This window comes from Ideonella sp. (assembly GCF_044358605.1).
GTDB lineage: Bacteria > Pseudomonadota > Gammaproteobacteria > Burkholderiales > Burkholderiaceae_C > Ideonella.
On sequence record NZ_JBIKNQ010000111.1, the window covers coordinates 1 to 2997 of the forward strand.

Sequence of the window (2997 nt, forward strand, 5' to 3'; positions counted from 1 at the left end):
GTCAACAGGCTCAAGCCAAGTAGTTTTTTCTTCATGGTCACGGGTCCCTACATGGTTGTGGACACAAAAGCGTTGCTAAATGTACTAGATAGATCGCTCAATCGCTAACCCCGAAAACAAGGTATCCGGGATGACGTGCAGCGCGACAGCGATTTTTCTGGACGCCTGTCGTCTTTGGGCGACAGCAACGGGTACTTTATCGGTGCGCAATTCAATAAATGAAGCCAGCGGCCGACATCCAAGGAGATGCCGTTTGCTCTGACTGTCCTTCGAGCCCTGAGCCCCCTGATGACGAGAACGTTTCGCGCTCTCGTGGGCTGGGTATGGCTGTGTCTCTTGCTGGCTTCGCAAGGGGGCCAAGCCTGGGATCCCGACCGTGTTCAAGCAGCAGCTGCCCGGCATGGCGAGAATGCCCTGACGGGTGTACGTTTACTGCGCCAGGTGGTGGGGCCAATTCAGGGGCAATCTGAGTTGGTGCAGATCAACGCCATCAACGAGTTCTACAACCGCCGCATCCTTTTTCGGGAAGACGCAGAGAACTGGGGGCAGACCGACTACTGGTCCAGTCCTTTGGAGCTCTTGCAGCGGGGCGCGGGCGACTGTGAAGACTATGCAATTGCTAAGTACTTCACGTTGAGTGCGCTGGGTGTTCCTCACAAAAAGTTACGAATGGTCTACGTGCGAGCTGTGATGGGAGGGCCCGGCGGGCCCTCGGTGGCGCACATGGTGCTCGCCTACTATCCAACGCCAGACGCAGAGCCCTTGGTACTGGACAATCTGATTACAGAAGTGCGCCCTGCGGGCCGCCGGCCTGACTTAACCCCTGTTTTCAGCTTTAATGCCGAGGGTTTGTGGGCGGGGGTGAGCGCTGTCAATGTGGCTGGTAATCCCACAGAGAGACTGTCTCGTTGGCGCGAGGTCTTACGAAGAGCCGCGGCCGATGGCCTCTATTAAGCTAAACGGGGCGCAAGGCTCAAGGTATAAGTACGGCCAAGGAGAACGCATGTCACTCATTCGCCAAGTCTGGCTGCTATTGGTGCTTACTTTGTCGCTGGCCTTTGCCGGAGCATTGGGGATCACGGTGCAGTCGGCCCGCGGCTATCTGGAAGCCCAGCTAGGCCTCAAAAACAATGATGTTGCTCAGTCATTAGCGCTGACGCTGTCGCAGCAGCGCGCCGATACGACAGCGATGGAACTCATGATTGCCAGTCAATTTGACACAGGCAACTATGAATTGATTTCCTTGCGCTCGCCCAGCGGCGGCGTATTGCTGGAGCGGCGTGCGCAGCGGGCAGCCACCACGGCTCCCGCTTGGTTTGTGAGCTGGCTAGGTGTAGAGCCTAGTGCAGGGGTCGCGCTGGTGTCAGATGGCTGGAAGCAGATCGGCCGGGTAGAGGTGCGAAGCCAATCTAGTTTTGTGAATGATCAGCTTTGGCAAGGCACCTTGCGCACTTTGGCGGTGCTCTCTTTGCTGGCTTTGGGGGCTGGGGCCGTGGCCACGGTCGGGGTCAGGCGCATTCGAGCGCCGCTGGACCAGGCCGTGCAGCAAGCGGACGCCATCACTGAGCGTCGGTTTGTCACGGTGTCTGAGCCCTCAGTGCCTGAGTTGCGCAATGTGACCCGTGCCATGAATGCCATGGTTGCCCGGCTTAAGAGCATGTTCGACGAGCAGGCCGCTCAGGTCGAGCAACTGCGGCGGCAAGCACACTGTGATGCATTGACGGGTTTGTCAAATCGTGCCTACTTCATGGGGCGCTTGCGGGTGCTGCTGGGCAGTGAGGATGGCAGCGCCGCTGGCGCTTTGATTCTGATGCGTATTGTCGATTTGCAAGGCCTGAATCGGCGCTTGGGCCACCCGGCCACAGATCACTTGTTGCAAGAGGCCGCTGCGGCGGTTCTGGAGTCAGTTCGGCGGACGGGAGGAGGCGAGGTGGGCCGCTTGAACGGCTCTGACTTCGCCATGGTGCTGCCGGACGTGGAGTCGCTGCGGGATCCGGCCTTGGATGTTTCGGCGCGCCTTCGCAACTTGCTCAAGACTCACGAAGGTGAGGTCAACATTGTGATCGGCGCAGTGCGCTGGTGGCATGGTGCGCCGATTTCGTCTTTGCTGGCGGCTGCCGACCAAGCGCTGGCAAAAGCTGAAGCCCGCGGACCATTCGCTGTGGAATTGGATGATGCCGGTGAGGGCTTGATCTTGGGCGAAGACACCTGGCGCCAGCACCTGCAGGAGGCATTGGTTGAGCGACGCGGTGAGTTGGTGGAGTTTGCGCTGGTCAATGCCATGGGGGCGGTGGTGCACCAGGAGTGCCCCTTGCGCTTACGGCTGGAGCCCGAAGGGCCATTGGTTCCCGCCGCCCAATGGCTTCCCATGGCCCGGCGTACGCAGATGACCGCGCGCATTGATGAGATGGCCGTGGAGTTGGCCTTGAAGGCCATTGCGATGGATGGTCGTGCGCGTGCTGTGAATCTGAGCCCGGGCTCTCTGAGTGACTCGTCTTTTGTTTATCACCTGCGTGAGATGGTTCGCGCGGCTCCGGCCCAAGCACCTGGGTTGTGGTTGGAGGTGGCAGAGGCGGGGGCTCTGACCCACCTCGAAGAGATGCGTGAGCTCGTGGAGCACTTACGGCCTAGCGGTGCGAGAGTCGGCCTTGAGCATGCCGGAGAGCGGCTCTCTGAATCTCGCGCTCTGTTGGATGCGGGGCTCGATTTCATCAAGCTCGATGCCAGCACCACCGAAGGCTTGGCGTCGGACCGTGCTCGCGCTCAACACATCGAGGGCATGACTCGCATGTTGCATGGAATCGGCCTCTCGGTGTTTGCGGAGGGTGTCATCGATACCTTGGACGCGCAGGTTTTATGGGAATGCGGTGTTGACGGCATCACCGGGCCGGTGGTCCAGCATTTGTTACCATCTGCTCGTTAACGCGAGCTCTAATGACAGGCAGTACAAACTGGACCATCACCACTGAACTTCACGACCTAGAAGAGGGGCTCTTC

2 protein-coding genes are annotated in these 2997 nt (G+C 59.4%); both read left to right on the top strand.

Going from position 1 to position 2997, the window contains the following annotated elements; all coding sequences use genetic code 11:
* Positions 1–336: 336 nt before the first annotated feature.
* Entirely contained in the window at positions 337–954 is a 618-nt protein-coding gene (locus ACIQ3Q_RS22090; protein WP_396271390.1) for a transglutaminase-like cysteine peptidase, read from the top strand.
* A gap of 49 nt (positions 955–1003) precedes the next feature.
* Positions 1004–2923, top strand: coding sequence for an EAL domain-containing protein (locus ACIQ3Q_RS22095; protein WP_396271391.1), 1920 nt, complete (start codon positions 1004–1006; stop codon positions 2921–2923).
* The last annotated feature ends 74 nt before the right edge of the window (positions 2924–2997 follow it).

Excerpts from the sequence above, each read along its gene's own strand:
- ACIQ3Q_RS22095 (WP_396271391.1), top strand. The coding sequence starts at position 1,004 with ATGTCACTCATTCGCCAAGTCTGGCTGCTATTGGTGCTTACTTTGTCG.